The sequence below is a fragment of the Acinetobacter lwoffii genome (assembly GCF_024129435.1).
GTDB lineage: Bacteria > Pseudomonadota > Gammaproteobacteria > Pseudomonadales > Moraxellaceae > Acinetobacter > Acinetobacter lwoffii_F.
This window is the reverse complement of the sequence record NZ_JAMXXN010000002.1, coordinates 12,745-33,150: the sequence shown is the minus strand read 5'-3', so window position 1 is coordinate 33,150 and position 20,406 is coordinate 12,745. Positions and strand designations below refer to the sequence as shown.

Genomic DNA, 20,406 nt, shown 5'->3' with positions numbered 1-20,406 from the left:
GTATGCGTCAATTGCAGTTAGATATAGAACCTCAGCTCGATGCCCGAATCAGTGATTTTTCAGGGCCGGGTTGGGGGCATGTCATTGATGCTGTCCGTCAATTACATGCAGGCCTGATCAACCAATTTTATGTCTATGGGGGAGCCGGTACAGGTAAAAGTCATTTGTTGTCTGCCATCTGTGACTCTTATCTGGAAGTAGGTAAATCTGCAATTCAGGTATCTTTGCTTGAGCTTTTAGATGCACCGACTGAGGCGATTACTTCTCTAGATCGTTTTGATCTGGTAGCACTTGATGATATCGAAGCGATTAGTGGCGTACCCCATTGGCAACGCGCAGTATTTCACTTGATTAATTATAATAATGAAGGTGGTGGGCAGTTGGTGTTTTCGTCACGTTTTGCACCTATCGAACTCAAACTCGAATTGCCAGATTTACAATCCCGTCTCACGCAGGCGGTCAGTACCCGTGTTCCGAGTGGCAGTTTGTATGCTGATCGCTATGCGCTGGTTTCCTCGGTACTCGATCGTCGTGGGATCCATTTAGACCCTCAAATCTTTGACTATTTACTAAGCCATGGGCCACATCAAACTTCAGTGCTGCTTCAAAGATTAGAGCAGATTATTCAATTGCTTAAAGGGGAAAAATTGAAAGTCAGCAATGCTAATCTGCGGCAGATATATGCCTTGATTGACGAATATCGGTAAAATATAAAAATTCTTGAGTAATTACTCAGTCTATGACACAGTAAGGCAAAATAATTCGCTGTTGCAAGGATTCTGCAACTTTAGAAGAAAAAGAAAGAAATAAAAATTAAGGAGAAGGTTATGCTCAAGAAGAGCATAGGCATAGCTTTGCTATGTATAGCGGGGCAGTCGTATAGTGCAGATATTATTGTAACCACTACAGAAGATATTGAAAAAGATGACAAGGAATGTTCACTTCGAGAAGCTGTTGAGTATGTTAACCGTGGCTTAGCTAAATCAGGTTTTATGGGGTGTGGTGGGGAGAACTCATCCAGTACCATTATTTTAAAAGAAAAAAATACCTATGTGTTGAACCAGCATATCGCGATTAAAAAATCTCTTACCATCCGTGCGGTCGCAGAAAGTGATGGCGAATTCAGTACGGATGAAAAAGCATTAGGCTTGCATAATGCTCATATTCAAATGAAAGGTACTGATAACCTTTTCCGGATCAACAGTACAGATACATTGGTTCAGTTAAATTTGAAAGAACTGGATCTTGAAGGCTGTGGTAAAACCAGTTGTGCTGAACAAGGTGGCCTAATTTATAATAAAGGTCAGCTAATTCTAGAATATAACCGTCTATTTAATGCTGCTGCCAACTTGGGTGGGGCAATTTATAATGCTGGCAAGTTTGGTCAGAACTTAACAAGCCGTGCACAAATTAAAAATAGTCTGATCGAAAATAATAAAGCCCAACGAGGCGGGATCCTGTATAGCGAGCTACCTGCTTTCCTCATTTATCAAAGTGTACTTAAAAATAATCAGACACTGGATAATTCCGCGACCAATATTTATAGCGCGGGACAGTTTGCTGACTCCAGTAAAGATCAAGGTATTAGTGGGGAGGTATTAAGTAGTACGATACTAAAAAATAAGGGTGTATTTATTAATGTCCTGGACGGGATGGGATTGAATAATCTCACCATAGTTGACAATGAAAATACTGCTTTAAATATCCATGCACCGTATGGAAGAGCTTATGTAGCGAATAGTATTATTTTAAGAAATGGTACACAGGATTGCCAAATTATCACTGGTGATAAGTCTGTGTCGCAAAATAATCTGCTGACAGCCTCGTGTGGTGTAGGGGATGCCGTCGCGCCGAACCAGTTCTGGAATGGTACACGACTTTTTGCTGAATCCTCAGATAAAAGTGAAGGTATTTGTCAGACCCTACAAGAAAATAATAATGCCATACTTTGTCCATATAGCGTTCCTAAAGGACAATTTCTCGGTTATATGCGCCCACGAATTTTGTTGAACTATATCCTTGTGAGTGAATCACCGATTGTGAATAGAGGCACAGGATTGAGTTTAGCAAATCCAACGGTAGCATGTGAAGCGGCAGATCAGCGCGGGATCAACCGTTTGATGGATAATCTGTTTTGTGATCGTGGTGCTGTTGAAATCACGATACCAATCTCAGGCAGTCTGGTGGGACAAGATCTGTTAAAGGGTGAAATTGCCAAGTTTTCAATTGAATCTTATCTGGGAGATAGTGATTTAATTCCAAAAGAACAGTGTAATGCCATTGTTGGTCAGAATCCGACGGGGGAGCCTTGGCAAGATGGCTGTTTGAAAGTGGTACAAACCAAAACAGCTTCCAAGGGTAAAACAATCATCGATATTCATGGCAATGTCGTTTATACCCCGGATTCTACCTGGCATGGAGCAGATATTTTCGAACTACAAGTGGTGACCTCATCGACACGGTTTAATAAAAGTAAACCTTATTTGACTATTACTACTCAAATTGTTCAGGAGCCAAAAAATGAAATGGAAGACAAAGCAGTCAAAACTTCAGGCGGCTCATGGGGTGGTGGTGGGCTACTGATTTTACTCGGATTAATAGGTTTACGCCGTGGATTAAAAGATTAAGGAAAAATCATGAAAAATTATAAAAAAGGACTGCTTGCGGCCATGATTTTATCTGCCATGAGTTTGATGGCAGCCGAAGATAAAACGATATATGTAACTACTTTTGCTGATGAAGATGGCGAGAATAATAATGCCTGTTCTTTGCGAGAAGCCATTAAAACTGCAAAACTGGATAAATCTTATGGCGGATGTAATGTAGGACGTACGCTTCGATTGGATGGTTCAGCTGCAGATGTGATTCAGCTTGAAGCAGGCGAGTACAAATTAGATAAAGAGCTGATCGTAGAGTCAGCGCTCAAAATTTATGGGAAAACTCCGCTTAACTATGCTAGTCGTAGTCCGATTACGCTGTTATATCCAACCCGGGAGGCCTTAAAAAGTACTATTTCAGGCCAGGGGAAAACCAGATTATTTAATAGTATGGCCAGCCAATCCAGTCTGGAAATTCATCATCTGATCTTAAAGGATGGCTATGCAGCAATAAATACCTTGGATAAAGGTAATGGCGGTACTTTTTATGTAGCTGGGCCTTTAAGTATTAATACCAGTGAAATAGTAAATTCCCGAGCAGCTGCAGAAGGTGGGGCGATTTATAGTGTAGCAATGAATACGGAAAGGAATATTGTCATTCAGGATTCTTTGATTCAAAAAAATCAGGCGAGTTCATATGGTAGTGTTTTGGCGATGGACTGTCAGGGAAATTTAGGGACAACTCAAACCAATGTGAAAATTAATTCCAGTAGTATTGTTAAAAACGGTTCAGACACTACTAACAGTATTATTGATTTTTGTGGCTATGCCACAGTAGAAATTGTTAACTCTACTATTGCGAAGAATACTGCCAGTACCACAGGACATATTGTGCGTATGACGAATGAAGTTAATCGTCCGCTCAGTAAATTCTCCAGTTTAACTGCATTAAGTAATACTATTGTTGAAAATACAGCCCAATCTACTTTATTTTATGACAATACCGGGTTTAGGTATTTTAATTTCAATATTTTAGCCTTTAACCAAGGTCTGTCTTGTGAATATGCCTTAAATCAGGGAAATCCGACCAAGGCACAACGTGTTGAATTTTCTACAATTCGAAATGCAATTCAAACGACTGGGCCATCACGTTGCGTATTGCCAGAATTAGACGAAGATACTACTTCAAATAATCTTGATGTCTCTAACAATATAATCAGCAGTTTATTAACAAATTATATTGAGCCTGCTATTGATAATCGCTATTTAGGGCTGTATTACCCGCGTGATAATCAGACCGCAACGGATTTGGTAGATATCGGGGTGAGTGGCTGTATTGAACAAGACCAGCGTGGTATTGATCGTGTGATTGGATCCACATTAACATTTGATCCAAGTGCAAAAAATACCTGCGAGATCGGCTCAGTTGAAATCCGACGTTTGACTGCAGCCGATATTACGGACTTGCAAAATAAGAGTTTGGTAGAACTCAATGACTTTTATCAGGAGAATATAGATGATCTCGAAGAAATCATTGCTGATAAAAATACTCCAGAAAATGAGCTTTCTGGTTTAAAGGAAGAATTGAAAAGTTATCAGGATTTGCTTAAATATACCAAGCAATATCAGAAATATCGTGCAATCTATATTAATCCTTTTATCTTGGCTATGCCTCAAGAAACTCTAACCAATGATAAGATTCAAATTAAAGCCTTAAATTCACAAAATTATGAGGTCAGTGTAAAAACTTTAGGTGTTGGTAAGTTAGTTGGTACAGGCAATTCGACCACTGTGGAAGGAAATCCAAATGATCCAAATCTTAAATGTGAGTGGAAACCTGATTTAAACCGGATCATGATGTATCGCACTGATGGTAAGCAGACTAGTTCGGTTGATATGGAGTTCTGTAGTTATACCCTTAAAGACCGGGCTACAGGTGCCAGCAGTGCTGGCCTCTTAAGAGCAGCTTTTAACAACATTGCACCGATTGCAAAAGATGATGAATATCGGCTTAGTCCAGAGAATAATCTTACAGTGACGGTAAATCCGCTTGAAAATGATAGTGATGATGGGGATGGGCCTCTACCATCAGGAAAGTCGGCTTTTTATCAAGATAAAGATGGAAAAGAGATCCCGATTCATATTGTTAAGCTGCCTGCGGGAGTTTCACTGAAGGCAGAGCGACAAGGAGCATGTCCTGATACCTATCAAAATCAGACCTGTTATGGTGGACAGCTGACATTTACTGTAAAAAATAATTTAAGCCAGGCAAATTACAGCATGGATTATGCGATTTTTGATGCTGATGAAAAAATGTCAGAAAAAGCGACAATCTTGTTACGTAATACAGTTAAAAATACGAATACGTCCTCAAGTGGTGGTGGGGCAATTGGAATGTGGGGGCTACTAGGATTATTAGGGCTTGCAGGTTATCGACGCTTAAGAAAATAAAATATGATTGAAACATCAAAAAAGCCTCCATATGGAGGCTTTTTTATATTAAGTGTTTAATGCGAGTTAGGCTGCTGAGTCACTTGCTGATATTTGAGAATGTATTCTTCGCGAATGGCAAGGCGTTGCTCAGGAGACGCTTTTTGCATACGTGCGCCCAGTTCTTTGCGTTCCTGACTGCTCATCATTTGCCAAGTCTCACGCATTCTTTGTTTTTCCGCATTAGGGAGTTGAGTAAACCAGTCCATACGCTGCTGTAAGCTAACACGTTGTTGTTCGGGGATTTCTTTTAAAGATTGATAACGTTTAATCAGTGCCAATTGTTCAGAATCAGAAAGACTATCCCAAGTATCAGTTACTTGGGTATTCGCATCCTTGGAAAATAGCCAAAAACGTTCAAATCCTGCAAAGCTGGTTTGCAGAAAACTGAATGCACAAAAAGCAATCGCCAATTTTTTAGCTGCCATGTGGAACTTTGTCCTCACCTAAAACCATTAACATTTCTAAATCTTCAAGCATTTGCGGAGACAGTTTTGGGACTGACACCATTTGAGTTTGCGGCTCGTTATGGTCCGAAAGATTCGGTAATACCACAATGCCTGCAATCGCAGCTGCCAAAGCAAAACCTGACATTTTTAGAAATGCAAAGCGTGAATGTTTTGAATCCTGAATTTCTTCAAGAACATGGTGCATGACAACAGGTTTGTCTTTATGTTGTTGTGCCAGTCCATCAAGTTTGGAAGTTACTTGTTTTAAGAAATCATCTTGATTCATTCGGATGACCCTCCCAGATATGGATTTAAATGTGCTAAAGAGGCGCGTAAGCCTTGGATAGCACGATGGTAATGGGTTTTTACACTGCCTTCTGTGCAGTTCATAATCTGTGCGGTGGTATGCGTATCAAATCCTTCCCAAGCTCTTAGCATAAATGCCTGCTGCTGACGCACAGGCAATTTTGCAATCGCTTCCTGGATTTCTTCAGCAGTGACTGCCTGATCGAGAAAGTCCAGCGGCGTTGGTGTTGATTCATCGACGACATCATCAAATTCAATTTCGTCGTCATCGAGACTGACTTTCTTGAAAAATGAAAACATTTGACCACGCCGTGACTCTTTACGACGCCAGTCCTGTAACTTGTTGTTGAGAATGGTATAAAATAGGGGATACCATTCTTCAGTACTTTTTTCTGCATAGGATTTGTGTAAGGAAATGAAAGCTTCCTGAACCAGATCCATGGCAATACCATGATGACCTTGAGTCGCACTTTCCATCATCACCAAGGCACGCCCAGTCACATCCTGCATGAAATTCTTCAGACGTGCTTCAGCCGTACTCTTCAGAATACTTACATCGTGTGTTTGCAACTGTTTTGGTGCTAAATCCATAGAGATGGAAAATCCTGTCATTGGACACCCACCATTATTCCCAAGTTCATAATCATATAACGTTGGGAATCCTGGTTTGGTTGACAATTAAGTTTATTATTTTTGTAGTTTAATCTATTTTATACACGGGCAGGGTCGTATTAAAACACTGTAACCTAAATCCCTAATTAGATACGTTGACGTACCATTTCAAAAAAACAGATCGAACCCGCAATGGCGACATTCAGTGATTCCTGACCCCCAGGTTGCGGAATGCTCACGGCTTCAGCATGTTGCATCGCATAATCAGACACGCCTTGGCCTTCATTGCCCAGAATCCACACGCAAGGTTTACGTAAGTCTTTTGAATATAGGCTTTCAGCACGGTGTGAGCTGGTTACATAAACAGGGATTTGAAATTGCTCAAGAATTTGTTCAAGCGAAATATTTTCAAAGGTTTGCAGTGTGAAATGTGCACCCATACCGGCACGTAATACGCGTGGAGACCAGAGCGATGCAGAACCTTTGGTACACACAATTTGTTCAATACCGGCAGCAGCAGCAGAGCGAAGCAGGGTGCCTACATTACCCGGATCCTGTACATTTTCCAGAATCAAAGTGTCTGCTTTAAAATCCAATGCATAATTTGCTGTTGGTAAAGTCACCACAGCTAAACAGGCTAAAGATGTTCCTAAGGTACTTAAATCTTTGTATAAAGACTCGCTTAGAACAAAGACCATACCTGTGTATTTTGCGAGAATTTTCTCGAAATCAGGATGTGAAAGTGCATGTTCAGTGGTGAAAATAGAATCAATTTTACGGCTTTCATGTAACCAGGCGAGAGACAGATGCGTGCCTTCTAAAACCGTTTGACCTTGTTTTTTACGATAAGTATTTTGTTCGATTAAACCACGTAAGTGTTTAATCTTTGGATTGTCTTTTGAATCAAGAAAAAAAGTTGGCATGGGAGATATAATCCACGGCAGCCGATTCAATATCGACTACCGCTATAAAAATTAGTTGTGGTAGCTGGTCACAAGATCAACTTCGTTTTTAGAACCAATGATCACTGGCACACGTTGATGTAGATCTGTCGGTTCGATCTCAAGAATACGCACACGACCTGTAGTTGATGCACCGTCAGCCTGTTCCATGAGCATGCTCATTGGGTTAGCTTCATACATTAAACGCAGACGACCAGCTTTAGCCGGATCTTTAAGGTCATATGGATACATGAAGATACCGCTACGGCAAAGAATACGGTGAATGTCGCCCACCATACAAGCAACCCAACGCATATTGAAGTCTTTTTCACGAGGACCGGTTTTGCCTGCTAACAATTCATCGATATAACGCTGTACTGGTGCTTCCCAATGACGTTGATTCGACGCATTGATCGCATATTCTTTAGTATCTGCAGCTACCTGAATTGCTTCAGAAGTCAGTAGGAATTCTTGAGTCTCAGGGTCATAGGTAAAGAACACTACGCCTGCGCCGACGGTCAATGCCAACATGGTCGATGGACCATAAAGCACATAACCTGCAGCTACCTGATGAACACCGGCTTGCATAAAGTCTTCTGCCTGAGTCACGGCATTTTTTGCAGGAAGAATCGAAAAAATGGTACCAACACACATATTGATGTCGATATTGCTTGAACCGTCTAATGGATCGAACAATACCAGAAATTGACCATTTTCTTGTGCAGGGGTGAATTCATCCAGTTCTTCTGAGGCCAAACCACCCACATTTGGATGTTGCTGCAAGGCATCAATCAAATAGTCATTAGAAATGACATCCAGCTTCTTTTGCTCTTCGCCTTGAACGTTTTCATGCTGTGCACTTCCCAATACACCCGCTAAAGCACCTTTTTGCAGTAATTGATCAATATCTTTGCAAGTGTTTGCAATTGTTTCAATAACTTGCGCAAGTTCAGGTGTGAGATTCCCGCTTTGTTGTTGTAAAAACTGGGATAAAGTGCGGTATGACATAGGGGAAACTCCAAAACTTAAATCGGGAAAAAATGATCAAAACGATATGCGGCTATATTTTAGATGAGAACGTACTAAAAGAAAAATTAAACTGGATTATTTGTATCGATTTTGCCCTTGCAACTCCTGCGGAAAGTGCTATGTTGAAGACAAAGGAAAATTGAGAATAGGAGCACAGATATGACAACATTGAAGTTTGATGCGACTCCAACGCCAAGCGAAGGCATTACTTTAGATGATATCTCTGAAGACAAGATGAAAGAAGCCTGGCGGGATTATGAAGCAAAACCAGAGTACAAACAATTCAATAAACATGACCTGATCGAATCGATGCATCCGGCTGAACAAGATCAGCTTCCCAAGTAGACCGATTCTTTCATTGAAGCAAATAAAAAGCACTCATGATTGAGTGCTTTTTATTTGATGAAACCATCATGAATGAAAATTATTTCAACAATGGTGGTACCGCTTCATAATTAATTTCTACACGGCGGTTTTCTTTCCAGGCATTTTCGTCATGGCCCGCATTGATTGGCATTTCCTTGCCATAGCTAACTGCTTCTAGTTGACCAGGATTAACACCAGTCGTCACCAAGAAGCTTTCTACTGCTTTGGCACGACGCTCGCCAAGTGCCATGTTGTATTCACGGGTACCGCGTTCATCGGTATGGCCGGTGAGTGCTACACGTGAATTGGCATTGGCCATCAGGAATTGCGCATGGGCTTGCAGCGTATTTAGATCTTCATTGCTGAGTTCAGTACTGTCATAGTCAAAATGCACCACGCGTTTTGCCAAGAATGCTTTATTTTCTGCAGTAACACCTTTTGCAGAAGCACCTGCCATGTTTTGTGCATTCAGTGCTGCATCTTCACTCAGACCTTGAGTATTCACAGTTGTTGTACCGGTCGTATCTAAACCGCCCGTTTGAACTTCAGCGGCAGGCTTACGGCTCGCACAACCTGTCATGACAACAGCTGCTGCTAAAAGTGGCAAGGCAAATAATTTTACTTTGTTCATCTTCATCTCCATGAAGTTTGATTATGGGGTAAAGGGTTTATCAATATAAAAATCTTATTTTGGCGCCCAAGCCGGTTCACGGACTTCACCCGTTTCACTTGGTAAATTCATACGGAAGCGGCCATCCAGCGACATGATCGACAAGAGTCCGCGTGCACCTTCACGGGTGGCATAGACCACCATCTGGCCATTTGGTGAGAAGCTCGGCGATTCGTCCAGCGTCGTTGGCGTCAGAATATTGTTCACACCGGAGGTCATGTCCTGAACCGCAACTCGATAGTTACTGCCGCTTGGACGATGAACTAATGCAAGTTTTTTACCATCTGCGCTCAGCGTGCCGCGCGCGTTGAATGCACCACGGAAGGTCAGGCGTTTATTGCTACTTGATTCAAGATCATGGCGGTAAATTTGTGGAGAACCACCACGGTCAGAAGTGAAAATAAAAGATTTTCCATCTGGCGAATAACGTGCTTCAGTATCAATGGCACTGTCATTGGTCATACGTTGTAGCTGACGCGTTTCCAGATTCATCTGGTAGATTTCCGGATTGCCGTGCATAGAAGCAGTAAACAGCATGCTCTTGCCATCTGGAGAGAAGCTCGGCGCGCCATTCAAACCGCGGAAGCTGGCTAGTTTTTCACGTTGACCTGTTGCCAGATCCTGTACATAAATCGCCGGGCGTTTGGTTTCAAAGGACACATAAGCGATTTTTTTGGCATCTGGTGTCCATGCCGGAGAAAGGATTGGATCACGCGAGGTTAAAATGGTTTTTGGCTGTTCGCCATCGGTATCGGCAATTTGCAAGGTATAGCGTTGTTCTGGGGTAGCAGGATTACGCAGCACATAGGCAATACGTCCGCTAAAGTCACCTGGAATGCCGGTCAATGCCTGATAGATGGCATCACTGATCATATGCGCTGCCTGACGGGTGCGTGAGGCTGGAACAGTTAGCAATTCATTTAATAGATATTGTTTTTTTTCGACATCATAAAGCTGATACTGGATTTCAAAAGAACCATCGGCTGTGGCCTTGGATGAACCGGTGACCACATAGGGAACACCAGCTGATGCCCAAGCTTCTGCATTCGGATTATTCAATGTTGCTGTTGCAGGCAGGTTTTTTGAAGCACTGGTAAAGCGGCCAGAACGATTCAGGTCATTTTCCACAATAGGATAAATGCTCTGATCCTGACTGAAAGGTACAACGGCAATTTTAGGTGCTGCCTCAGGTGCCTTGGTAATTTCCAGATGCAATTGGGCATAGGACTGGGTTGCCAATACAGGGCTTAAAGCGCTAATGATTGCGAGGCAGAGTAGATGTTTGCGAGTCTTTTCCATCATTCGTTATTTACTCAAATCAACGGATTTATTGTATAGGTGCTTGGGCTACATCATCGCATGGATTTAATAGAATAAAACCATGAATTTATGACCAAACTGTTATGACACTGTGAAAAGTGAATATTATTTAATCAATTTAAAGTGAAGTTTAGCTTAAAAAATAAAAGCCATCACAACATTATTTATGTGATGGCTCCGTTTTTATTGCGCAGTAAAGGTTGAAGTAAAGCTTCGTGCTTCACGGCGTGCATCTGGATCGGATGGCATTGGATAAGGTGCTGCAGCACGGACTGCAGCTTCTACACTGGCTTTCATGTCTGAATCACTTGAATTCACAATGACCGAGACCACACCGCCATTATCATTCAGGGTTACACGTGCAGTGGCACGCTGGCCTGATGATCCGACTGGTGTATCCCAGGCGCGTTTGATTTTGTTTTCAAAATCGCGCTTCGCAGTGGATGCAATCCGTTTTGATTCCGCTTTTTTCTGTGCAGCTTCTTCAGCAGCCTGTTTCGCGGCTGAAGCTTTGGCATCTGCATCAGCTCTGGCTTTTGCTTCGGCATCTGCTTTGCGCTTGGCATCTGCATCAGATTTGGCCTTAGCATCGGCATCTGCCTTGCGTTTGGCATCAGCGTCGGCTTTTGCTTTAGCCGCTGCATCGGCTTTAGCTTTCGCATCAGCGTCCGCTTTGCGTTTCGCCTCTGCATCATTTTTAGCCTTGGCTGCCGCGTCTGCTTTAGCTTTCGCATCAGCGTCTGCTTTACGTTTCGCCGCCGCATCTGCCTTTGCTTTAGCAGCAGCTTCAGCCTTACGTTTGGCATCAGCCTCTGCTTTGGCTTTTGTGGCAGCATCCGCTTTTTGCTTGGCAGCTAAGTCAGCTTTTTTCTGTGCTTCCAGTTTGGCTTTTTGAGCAGCATCGGCTTTGCGCTGTGCATTTAGTTCAGCTTGACGTGCAGCTTCGGCTTCCGCCTTTGATTTTTGCGCTGCATCCGCTTTGGCTTTGGCTGCTGCTTGTTTGGCCTGTTCAGCGGCTTGGGCACGTTTTGCTGCTTCCGCTGCTTGCTGCGCAGCCTTGGCTTGTGCTGCCTCTGCCGCTTTCAGTTCCTGCTGGGCTTTTTGTGTATCGACTTTAGGTGTAGGTGGAGCAGGAGGTGTGGCAGGCGCCGTCGTTGGAACCACTGGAGCAGGTTCTATACTGGGTTCAGCAGTCTGGGTAATTTCTTCTGCGACATTTTCATGTGCAGTTTCCTCAAATTCGGTTTCTTCGCGAGTCACCGGTTTAAGGTCTTCTGGCTTGATCAGAACGGTTTTGATCTGTTTTGGCGGTTCAGGGGGATTACTCATGCCCAGATAAAGTAAGCCCACCAAAGCCACTGCATGGATGCCTAAGGTGAATCCAAGTGCGATGGCTTTTTTCTGAAATGGTGGCTTTTTATAGTCTTTCATACTTTATTCTAATGGCTTGGTCAGTAAACCGACTTGAGAAAGGCCAGCATCCTGCAGGCTGGACATCAAGGCCATGACATCGCCATAAGGACGAGTATTGTGGCCATTGATTACGACATTCAGCACCTTGTTGTCATTTTGCGCCTGGGTTTGGGCATCAACCAGCGTACGCGTCAATTCTTCCAATGTGACTGGGCCAGTCGCCTGATTTTTATATTCTAAATAATATGAACCATCTTCTTTGAGTGTGACGATGGTCGGAGCGTCCTTGGATTCGATCGGCAATCCATTGGCCTGAGGCAAGTCAACCTTAATGCCGCTGGTAATCATCGGGGCAGTGACCATAAAGATCACCAACAGTACCAGCATCACATCGATATACGGTACGACATTCATGTCACTTTTTAGTGGTTTTTTAATACGCTGAAAGCGTCCTGAACCTTGAATCGCCATTAGTCTTTGTCCTGAGTTACGCCCACAGACTGACGTTGCAATAGCGCCACCATTTCTTCAGCAAACAGTGCACGGTCGGAGTAGACCGTTTCACCTTTGGCCGTAAAATGGTTGAAAGCCAATACCGCTGGAATGGCTGCGAACAGACCGATCGCTGTTGCAATTAAGGCTTCTGCAATACCAGGTGCGACTGTCGCTAAAGTCACCTGATCAACATCTGCCAGGCCAATAAAGGCATTCATAATGCCCCAGACCGTACCAAACAGACCGACATAAGGCGCGACCGAACCGATACTCGCCAACGCACCCAAACCTTGTTCCAGATGACCTTGATCACGGCTTAAACCGACACGCAGAATACGCTCAGTTCCTTCAATCGACTGGGCAGTTGGTGCATGGCGTTTTTTCAGTTTCAGGAACTCGCCCAGACCTTGATAGAAAATATCTTCAAGGCCAGTGCGTTTAGAATTGAGTTGTGCATTGTTATATAGAGTATTCAGCTCAGCACCAGACCAGAAGATTTTCTGGAAATGTTCATCATCGGCCTGGGCTTTTTTATAACTCATATAGAGCCTGGCAATCAGATACCAGCTATATATTGAGGCTAACAGGAGAGAAAGCATCACCAGTTGTACGACAGGGCTTGCTTGTAAAATAAGATCTGAAACTTGAAGAGATGATTCTAACTGAGTCGCCATAGTTGTTACGTGTGCCAATAAATTTTTTTAGTCTTGTTCCAATTCTTTTTGAATTAGTTCGCGGATTTCATCCGGGAGTCGACGTGGTCGCATCTCTGCACTGATACATGCCAACTCAACCTCACCTGATGCAAGCATGATTTCACCACGATAAATATTTTGTTGCAATACAAATGATGAAGCTTTACATGAAATGACACGTGCCGTAACAGTAATTAAATCATCCATCAGGATCGGACGCATATATTTGACATTAATTTTATGCACCACAAAATTGTAGTCTGTCTGATGCCAGTAATGGCTCACTCCAGCGGCACGTAACCATTCGGTACGGGTACGTTCCATATAGCGAATATGATTGGCGTGATAGACAATGCCACCCGCATCAGTATCTTCAATATAAACGCGGATATTGAATTCAAAGTGATTCGCCATAGTTTTGTTCCATGCAGATTTTCGAAATTTTTGCTTGTTTTTAGATGCAGGAGAGGGATTAGAATTTGCCGGATTCCTGCCAAAAGTCAAGCAATTTAGCGGTTCAAAGTTTAGCATTGTGAGTTTTGAGACCAATGGCACAAGATGTCAAATCTGGAGAGAAGTCGCCAAGATGAAGTACTGATCGCTTAACAGCTCATTTATAAAACAGCAGCAGATACTAAAATGCGCGAGTCCTTGGAGCCGCGCATTTTTAGTAATAGAAGATTAGCCTTTATTTTTCTGTTTCCAGTTGGCCTGAACCTGCTCAGCTACTTTTGGATAGTCCAGAATAAAACGGACATGGCTTTCGACCCCGGTTTTCAAGGTCGCATCATCGACAATGAAATTCGGGTTATGGTTGGGTGCGGCTTTTGCCGGATCTTGATCTGCCGGTGTAGCACCAACAAAGACAAATAAGGATGGCATGAGCTGGCCATAATAAGCAAAATCTTCACTGGCGCTGGCATTGTTGTCTAAAACATGCAATTTATCTTCACCATGCACGCTCGCCAATGTCGGGCGCATCAATTCAGTCAAGGTTTTATCATTGGTGGTCACTGGTGCATAAGGTGCAATTTCGACTTTCACCTTAACGTCATTGGCTGCGGCATTGTGTTCCAGCATTTTCGGCAAGTCTTTTAAAATGCCCTGACGTACATCTTCACTATTGGAACGAATAGTCCCGACCATATTGACCTGATCTGGAATGACGTTACCGGTAGTGCCGCCCTGAATACTGCCAATACTGACCACACCCATCCCTTTGGTCAGGTCGGCTTTACGGCTGATCAGGCTTTGTAAATTGGTCACCATCTGGGCAGAGGCATAAATTGGGTCTTTACCTGCCCAAGGCATGGAGCCATGCACCTGACTACCATTGACCTGAATACGTAAATGATCGGCACTGTTTAAAATCGCACCATCTTTGTAGAAGATATTGCCGCTTGGCATGCCTGCCATGACATGCATCCCGAAAATCACTTCAGGTTTTGGATTTTTTAAGGCACCGTCGGCAATCATTTTACGTGAGCCAATTTGATCGCCATGAGTGAAGTTATCAATATCTGCACCGCCTTCTTCAGCCGGCTGGAATACAAACAGCACTGTCCCCGCAATTTTATCTTTATTGGCGGCCAGAACTTTGGCTGCACCCAATAACATGGCGGTATGTGCATCATGTCCACAGGCATGCATCACATAAGATTCTTTGCCTTGATAAATGGCTTTTTGCTTGCTGGCGAAAGGCACGGGCGCAGTTTCTTTAATTGGCAATGCATCCATATCTGCGCGTAAGGCCATCACAGGGCCGGGTTTTACACCTTTTAATACACCGATTACACCAGTTTTGGCATAGCCTTTACGTACTTCAATGCCGTAGGATTTTAATTCTTTTTGGACCAGCTCCGAGGTTTTGAATTCCATATTGCCCAGTTCAGGATGCTGGTGGATATGTTGGCGTAATTTGATGGTGTGTGCTTCAGCAGCTTGTACAGAATCATCAATCCAGTCGGCCAGGCTGAACTGGCTACAGAAAAGAAGAGGAAGACAAAGGGATATCTGCTTATACATATTCATACTTCGGGAGAACCTTAAGAATTTGAAATGGTTAAAGTGATTCTTTAGGATGGCATACTGATCTAATTCGACCAAAACCCTCTAAGTATTTTTCGATACCTTAAAGGTATTTTGGGTGTTAATAGCTGTTCTCAAAGAGCTTTATTTGTTCTTTTACATTGTAAGAATATGTATTTCATGTGAAATTGAGTTTATAAAATTTGTATATGGTACTTGCTTTTCGGATTTATACTTAGTGATTTCATTTGATTCACCTAGGGGATAACGCTTTATATTATGGATAAATATTCGAGTTTAAAATGAACCGTTTTTTGAAATATCTTATTATTTTCGTCATGGGTTTTACACTGTGGTTCTATTGGCTAAAACCGGATAAAGGTATTTCAGATGCTACTGATTATCAAGTCACAGAGGGCATTCATCAGTTTCAGGGTTATACCATGACAAATTTAGAACCTTATGCGGGAGAGTTTCGGGTTTTATCACGAGAAGATTATAGTTTTGGGCGAGAAGCGGAACTTAGTCCTGTCGATTTTGCCCTGGGCTGGGGAAGCATGACCAATCCGGCTGTTTATAAGCAGTTGTCGATCCGGCAAAGTAACCGCTGGTATTATTGGCGTTATGAAAATGCGCCTCCTATTCCGGTACGTGAAATTGAAATTCAGAGTGCTAATACTCATTTGATTCCTGCAAGCAAAGCGATTGCTCAACAACTCGCTCAAATCGATCAAGATGATTTGATTTATTTAAAAGGGCAGTTGGTGGAAGTGAAGTCTTCAGATGGATGGACCTGGCGTAGTTCTTTAAGTCGTGAGGATACTGGCAATGGTGCATGTGAGTTGATGCTGGTGGAGGAAGTACGTGTTGTTTCTAATTTATAAATGTCGAACTGATGAGGAAAATCACTCTAGATGCTCAACATAAAGCAGTTTCTAATCAGAGCCATTTTATTCTGGTGTGCAGTTTAATGGTAGGCTAAAACCTTCTCCCAATAAAAATCCCGTATGATTTCGGGTATCGATGCCTAGCAAAAATGCTTCAGCTTTTGATGTGTGCTCATTCCAAGTTAATGTCTGGGTAGAATAGCTAGTAAAATGCAGATGTTTTGTGGAATTGGTTTGTCCCGACCAACAGCCTGAATAGGCGCAGATGCTGATTTTATTGTCCTGCGCAATGTTAATCTGGAAAGGGGTGAAACTTTCAGTTTTAATATCACACTGATGTTCTGTGCAGGAAATTTCAGTCAGTGTATTGCTGCATGACCAGCTCTGAGCCGCATAAAGGTTTGGAGCTGTCATCAAAAAGCTGATTACAACAAAACGAGATAATTTCATTAAAGATCACGAGCAAAATGGTGCGAAATAAAGGTAATTGAATACTATTAAAAGCAGCCTAAGCTGTTTTTAATCATTTATCTTTTGGCTCAGGTGGAGTCATACCAAACTGCAAATAGGCCATATTGGTGGCAATACGACCACGCGCAGTACGCATCACATAACCTTGCTGAATCAAGTAAGGTTCAATTACATCCTCCAACGTACCAGAATCTTCCGCCATGGCAGCAGCCAAGGCTTCAACACCGGCAGGACCACCATCAAAACGCTCAAGAAGCATAGATAAATAACGACGGTCGAGTGTGTCTAAACCATCTTTATCGACTTTGAGCATATCCAAAGCACGTTGGGCCATATCCTGGTTGATTTCACCGGTACCTTTGACCTGAGCATAATCACGCACACGGCGTAATAAACGGTTGGCAATACGTGGTGTGCCTCGTGAACGACGGGCAATTTCTTTTGCGCCATCTCCGGTCATAGGCACATCCATCAAGTTGGCTGAACGTTTGACAATGTGGGTTAAATCTTCAACCGAATAAAACTCTAAACGTTGCACGATTCCGAAGCGGTCACGCAGCGGAGAGGTGAGTAGACCGGCACGTGTAGTTGCAGCTACCAAGGTAAATGGCGGTAAATCCAGTTTAATCGAGCGAGCAGCAGGGCCTTCACCAATCATGATATCGAGCTGATAATCTTCCATCGCCGGATACAGGATTTCTTCAATCACGGGTGAAAGACGGTGAATCTCGTCAATAAACAGGACATCGCCTTCTTCCAGGTTCGTTAGCATCGCGGCTAAGTCACCAGCACGTTCCAGTACCGGGCCAGAAGTTGACTTGAGATTACCACCCATTTCTCGGGCAATAATATTGGCCAATGTCGTTTTACCCAGACCTGGCGGGCCAAAAATCAGGGTGTGATCAAGGGCTTCTTCACGGCCACGTGCTGCGCCAATGAAAATTTCCATCTGCTCGCGGACCACCGGCTGACCGATGTAGTCATCGAGGGAAGTCGGGCGGATGGCACGATCGAAATGATCTTCGGGTTTTTCAGAACCACTGATGAGACGGTCTTGCATAACGTTTATATACCAATATTTTAGTGATCCTTTGAGCTGGTAATTTTGACACGGTCTCAAATATGGATCTGAATCCTAAGATTTTCGCCTAGGCGAGGAATTGAATTTTTGCAGAGTCTTTCCAATCAGATTTATATCTGAGTATTAACCTGCGGTTCGCCTTACTTTTGTTTCGGCAAAAGTAAGCAAAACCACCGTCATTCGCAAAACTCGTCGAATATTGATTCTTATCGAATATATCGCAGAAACATTTAACTATAAATGTCTCCTGCCTCAAACAGTTGCGAATGACTTTTACGCGTATCAGATTTTATCCTGTAACTTGGATATCATCTCTATTTGTTCATCGACTTTAATGCAGCGCGGATAATATCGCTGGCTTCTGTAAATTCGCCTTTGGCGGCATTCACCAGTTTTTGTGCTTCAGCAGGCTTATAGCCCAAGGATTGTAATGCAGCTTCCGCTTCAGCCACGGCTGAATTACCCATAAACTGAATTTGTGGTGCAGTTGAATTACTTGGTGCAGCACCTGAAGCCATGGCTTTAAAGCGGTCACGCAATTCAATCATCAGGCGTTCTGCAGTCTTTTTACCCACCCCCGGAACCTTGACCAGAGTATTGATATCTTCATGTTCAACGGTATGGATCAGCATTTCCACACTTAAAGTTGAAAGAATACCAAGCGCCATTTTCGGACCTACGCCGTTCACCTTTAATAAGGTACGGAAAATGGTTTTTTCCTGCGTATTGATAAAGCCATAAAGTAACTGGGCATCTTCACGAACAGCAAGATGGGTCCACAGGGTAATTTTCTGGCCTTTTTGCAACTGACAGAAAGTGGTTAAAGGGGTGTCAATCTCATAACCTACGCCGTTTACATTTAATAAAACAGTCGGTGCTTCCAGCGCCAGCACTTCCCCAATTAGGCATCCAATCATTTTTTATACATACTCAAATTTAATACAGGCATAGTAGTCAGCATTTTCGATAAAGGCAAAACTCTATCATTCAAATCCAGTGATTTTGCTGAGATTATCATCAGGCGCTCGTTCACATTAGAGTAACCCGGCTTTATTGCCATGCAGTTCCTGCGCCAGATTATAAGCCTGGTGATCAGAAAACTTGGAGACAATATCTAGCACCTGCATAATGTTGTCATAATGATCAGCACTAAACTGCGCACCCGAGCGTTTTAAAATAGCCATCAAACGCTGTTCCTTAAAGCTCAAGGTTTTGTGCGGTGTGGTCAGTGGAATAAAGGCATCCAGAATCGTTTGTAAACTTTGATGCGCGATAATTTCCAGACCGGCTTTTTGCGGATGTTCGAAGATCTTGTCTCGCGCCAGTTCTTTGGCCCGGTTAATGCCAATCTCAATGTCGGCACTACAATAACCCAGCAATGAGCCTTGCAATTGGCCCATCAGAATTTCCTGCTGATGTCGGGCAAAGGCCGTGGTGACTTCATCTACCAGACGTTTCATGACCCGACCACGTAAGGCGGCAATTTTTTGTTGCCAGGTGGTATTAGGCAGATTGATTTCTTCAGGTGTGCCATATTCTCCCAGCAAGTTTAGGAAAACTGGCTCGACTTCGGCATAACTGAGCATATTCAGGCTAATACCATCTTCCAGATCAATCAGGGCATAGCAGATGTCATCCGCAGCTTCTAAAAGATAGGTCAGCGGATGACGACAATAATGATATTCACCAAGCTGGATTAATCCTAGCTGTTCAGCAATTTCCTGCAAAATCTCTTTTTCAGACTGGTAACAACCAAATTTTGGACGTCGACTGGCCGGGGTGTTACCAGTCGGGTCAATGGCCTCAGAGAGCCACGGGTATTTAAGATAGGCACCGAGTGTGGCATAGGTCAGGCGCATGCCGCCATCATAAGGATGATAATCGATCTTGGTCAGCAGGCGCAGGCCTTGGGCATTGCCTTCAAACTGGCGGACATCGGCTTCCTGTTCAGGACTTAAATCTTTTAAAAAGTCGGTATGAGAAGCATCGTCAAACCATTCCCGAATGGCGTATTCACCGGCATGACCAAAAGGCGGGTTGCCAATATCATGTGCCAGACAGGCAGCCTGAATGATGGCACCGACATCAGCCGGAGAAATCCAGGCAGGTAAATTATCTTTGATTTTTTCGGCAGCCAGCATACCCAATGAACGGCCAATACAGGAGACTTCTAGCGAATGGGTCAAACGGGTATGAATACCATCATGCTGGGTCAGTGGATGGACTTGGGTTTTGCGGTTTAATTGCCGGAAGCTTTGCGAAAAAATAATACGGTCATAATCTTTATGAAACGGGCTGCGTGCCAGTTCAGTGCTCTGCTTTTTACTACCAATCCGAACTGTCGAAAGCAGTTCTAACCAACGCATTTGAGTCATTTATCATTATTCAGTGATCCACTATTTGCATCATGCCAAAAAACTAGCTCCTGCACTAGGGCAGTGCGACATGAATTGTCATGCTGCATATGGTTATTTTAGTCAGCTGGAAAAGACTGAGAATTAAAAATCGAAATCATCAAATGAACAATAAAAAGCAGGCTCAATGGCCTGCTTTTTG

General features: G+C 43.2%; 21 protein-coding genes. 5 read left to right on the top strand and 16 right to left on the bottom strand.

All coding sequences use genetic code 11. The features are described 5' to 3' along the window. The first annotated feature begins 2 nt into the window (after positions 1-2). From hda to NI455_RS01455, 3 genes are all read left to right on the top strand, one after another. The gene (gene hda, locus NI455_RS01465; RefSeq protein WP_004645685.1) at positions 3-707 is read left to right on the top strand and encodes a DnaA regulatory inactivator Hda; all 705 of its coding nucleotides are present in this window, start codon (positions 3-5) and stop codon (positions 705-707) included. 120 nt (positions 708-827) lie between these two features. Beyond that, entirely contained in the window at positions 828-2,627 is a 1,800-nt protein-coding gene (rbtA, locus tag NI455_RS01460) for a rhombotarget A (RefSeq protein ID WP_005247619.1), read from the top strand. Between the two features lie 9 nt (positions 2,628-2,636). Next, positions 2,637-5,048: a CSLREA domain-containing protein gene (locus NI455_RS01455; RefSeq protein WP_253112061.1), complete on the top strand. Its 2,412-nt coding sequence runs from the start codon at positions 2,637-2,639 to the stop codon at positions 5,046-5,048. 56 nt (positions 5,049-5,104) lie between these two features. Here the strand turns inward: NI455_RS01455 and NI455_RS01450 are convergent, their stop codons facing one another. The 5 genes from NI455_RS01450 to NI455_RS01430 form a co-directional block, all read right to left on the bottom strand. Further along, positions 5,105-5,515, bottom strand: a complete 411-nt coding sequence (locus NI455_RS01450; RefSeq protein ID WP_005252453.1) for a DUF3106 domain-containing protein — start codon at positions 5,513-5,515, stop codon at positions 5,105-5,107. Further along, on the bottom strand, positions 5,505-5,822 hold the full coding sequence (locus NI455_RS01445; protein ID WP_004279120.1) for a hypothetical protein: 318 nt from the start codon (positions 5,820-5,822) through the stop codon (positions 5,505-5,507). The genes NI455_RS01450 and NI455_RS01445 overlap by 11 nt, the downstream gene beginning before the upstream one ends. Continuing rightward, a complete protein-coding gene (locus NI455_RS01440; protein WP_004645678.1) occupies positions 5,819-6,433 on the bottom strand; it encodes an RNA polymerase sigma factor in 615 nt (204 codons plus the stop codon). Before NI455_RS01440 ends, NI455_RS01445 begins: the two co-directional genes overlap by 4 nt. A gap of 167 nt (positions 6,434-6,600) precedes the next feature. Then, positions 6,601-7,377, bottom strand: coding sequence for a TrmH family RNA methyltransferase (locus NI455_RS01435; protein ID WP_253112060.1), 777 nt, complete (start codon positions 7,375-7,377; stop codon positions 6,601-6,603). A gap of 51 nt (positions 7,378-7,428) precedes the next feature. Then, positions 7,429-8,403, bottom strand: coding sequence for a class 1 fructose-bisphosphatase (locus NI455_RS01430; protein WP_004731742.1), 975 nt, complete (start codon positions 8,401-8,403; stop codon positions 7,429-7,431). 180 nt (positions 8,404-8,583) lie between these two features. Between NI455_RS01430 and NI455_RS01425 the strand changes: the two genes are divergently transcribed. Continuing rightward, on the top strand, positions 8,584-8,769 hold the full coding sequence (locus NI455_RS01425; RefSeq protein WP_004645674.1) for an NF038105 family protein: 186 nt from the start codon (positions 8,584-8,586) through the stop codon (positions 8,767-8,769). Between the two features lie 79 nt (positions 8,770-8,848). On the opposite strand, the gene pal is transcribed toward NI455_RS01425, so the two are convergent. The 7 genes from pal to NI455_RS01390 all read right to left on the bottom strand — a co-directional run bounded on the left by pal (position 8,849) and on the right by NI455_RS01390 (position 15,408). Next, positions 8,849-9,421, bottom strand: coding sequence for a peptidoglycan-associated lipoprotein Pal (pal, locus tag NI455_RS01420; RefSeq protein WP_004279115.1), 573 nt, complete (start codon positions 9,419-9,421; stop codon positions 8,849-8,851). Positions 9,422-9,475: 54 nt separating this feature from the next. Beyond that, positions 9,476-10,759, bottom strand: a complete 1,284-nt coding sequence (gene tolB / locus NI455_RS01415; protein WP_171064287.1) for a Tol-Pal system beta propeller repeat protein TolB — start codon at positions 10,757-10,759, stop codon at positions 9,476-9,478. 204 nt (positions 10,760-10,963) lie between these two features. Further along, entirely contained in the window at positions 10,964-12,211 is a 1,248-nt protein-coding gene (tolA, locus tag NI455_RS01410; protein ID WP_253112058.1) for a cell envelope integrity protein TolA, read from the bottom strand. A 3-nt stretch (positions 12,212-12,214) separates the two neighbouring features. Further along, positions 12,215-12,664, bottom strand: coding sequence for a protein TolR (gene tolR / locus NI455_RS01405; protein WP_005103851.1), 450 nt, complete (start codon positions 12,662-12,664; stop codon positions 12,215-12,217). Next, entirely contained in the window at positions 12,664-13,362 is a 699-nt protein-coding gene (tolQ, locus tag NI455_RS01400) for a protein TolQ (protein WP_004645669.1), read from the bottom strand. The genes tolR and tolQ overlap by 1 nt, the downstream gene beginning before the upstream one ends. Before the next feature lie 27 nt (positions 13,363-13,389). Continuing rightward, complete coding sequence (gene ybgC, locus NI455_RS01395; protein ID WP_004645668.1) at positions 13,390-13,797, bottom strand: tol-pal system-associated acyl-CoA thioesterase; 408 nt, start codon at positions 13,795-13,797, stop codon at positions 13,390-13,392. A 267-nt stretch (positions 13,798-14,064) separates the two neighbouring features. After that, positions 14,065-15,408, bottom strand: coding sequence for an amidohydrolase (locus tag NI455_RS01390; protein WP_168731001.1), 1,344 nt, complete (start codon positions 15,406-15,408; stop codon positions 14,065-14,067). 305 nt (positions 15,409-15,713) lie between these two features. Here NI455_RS01390 and NI455_RS01385 point away from each other — a divergent pair, with 305 nt between their 5' ends. After that, the gene (locus NI455_RS01385; protein WP_253112057.1) at positions 15,714-16,295 is read left to right on the top strand and encodes a hypothetical protein; all 582 of its coding nucleotides are present in this window, start codon (positions 15,714-15,716) and stop codon (positions 16,293-16,295) included. A gap of 66 nt (positions 16,296-16,361) precedes the next feature. On the opposite strand, the gene NI455_RS01380 is transcribed toward NI455_RS01385, so the two are convergent. From NI455_RS01380 to NI455_RS01365, 4 genes are all read right to left on the bottom strand, one after another. Next, positions 16,362-16,748, bottom strand: a complete 387-nt coding sequence (locus NI455_RS01380; protein WP_168730834.1) for a hypothetical protein — start codon at positions 16,746-16,748, stop codon at positions 16,362-16,364. Positions 16,749-16,821: 73 nt separating this feature from the next. Continuing rightward, a complete protein-coding gene (gene ruvB / locus NI455_RS01375; RefSeq protein WP_064096247.1) occupies positions 16,822-17,829 on the bottom strand; it encodes a Holliday junction branch migration DNA helicase RuvB in 1,008 nt (335 codons plus the stop codon). 335 nt (positions 17,830-18,164) lie between these two features. After that, entirely contained in the window at positions 18,165-18,767 is a 603-nt protein-coding gene (gene ruvA / locus NI455_RS01370) for a Holliday junction branch migration protein RuvA (protein ID WP_005106411.1), read from the bottom strand. Between the two features lie 117 nt (positions 18,768-18,884). Beyond that, a complete protein-coding gene (locus tag NI455_RS01365) occupies positions 18,885-20,225 on the bottom strand; it encodes a deoxyguanosinetriphosphate triphosphohydrolase (RefSeq protein ID WP_005103835.1) in 1,341 nt (446 codons plus the stop codon). Positions 20,226-20,406 lie beyond the last annotated feature (181 nt).